Source organism: Pseudobutyrivibrio sp. ACV-2 (assembly GCF_900107545.1).
GTDB lineage: Bacteria > Bacillota > Clostridia > Lachnospirales > Lachnospiraceae > Pseudobutyrivibrio.
The window spans coordinates 14,116-15,092 of record NZ_FNQZ01000031.1 but is presented as its reverse complement, the minus strand read 5'-3'; the positions used below and the strand labels follow the sequence as shown (position 1 = coordinate 15,092).

Below are 977 nucleotides of genomic sequence, written 5' to 3'. Positions count from 1 at the left end.
GCTTGAGACCACGGCAGGCGGCGGTACTCTTTCGACTCAGCCGATCATCACGATTCAGGATGCTGACAGCAACACCGTATCGACAGCGACAGACACCGTGACGGTGGCTCTGAGTGGAACGGGCGCAGGTAACTGCACGCTCACCGGTACGACAGAAGTTGCGGCGGTGAATGGCGTTGCGACATTCACGGACCTTTCAGTTACAACTACACAGGAGAGCGACCAGACAGTCACCCTGACATTCACGTCTGGAACTCTTACACAGGCAGTCAGCAGCGAGATCACGGTTAAAGCGGCAGCCGGCAGTAACGATCCAGGATGATTAGAACGAAACGACCACGTATAAACTGATCGTTCAGCAATAATCATCAAACATCGGTGTCATTTACCTAAGTAACTATCAATAGTCAACCCATGTGTCGACACACACTCTCCAAGGGGAACCATCAACTCCTTTGGGGCGTGGGCAACCACTCTCCAAGGGGCCACCCCTTGGAGGGAACAACAAAGCTCGGAAGTCTATCACAGGCTTCTGGGCTTTAGGGGACGAGAACCTAATTCTCCTTCCCCATTCAAAACTTGTTTTATGGTCATAGTCCTCCTCGAATATGATCTAAACCACCCATCCTAAATCGAGGATGTACAAACAAATCACCTACCAGGGGCCACAACCCCTGGTAGGTTTTGTTCATTTAGAGGAAAATCAGGGGAGCAACACGAATATCATATGCTTCGCTGGAAAATCGTGCTCGTGGAAAGGCTCACCGACACGAAAATGATATATTTCACCGGAAATTCGTGTCAGATGAGAGGTACCTCGACACGAAATACTATGTACTACACTGAAAATACGTGCTAGTGGAAAGGATCACCGACACGAAAATCAAATATTTCACTGAAAATTCGTGTCAGTGGAGATGCACCTCGACACGAAAAATCATGTACTCCACTGGAAAATCGTGCTCGTGGAAAGGCTC

The 977-nt window shown here is 49.0% G+C and carries 1 protein-coding gene; it reads left to right on the top strand.

All coding sequences use genetic code 11. From position 1 onward, the window contains the following. Window positions 1-322: hypothetical protein (locus tag BLV53_RS17255; RefSeq protein WP_207646249.1), on the top strand; the 322-nt coding region annotated here is incomplete at its 5' end. Between the last annotated feature and the right edge of the window lie 655 nt (window positions 323-977).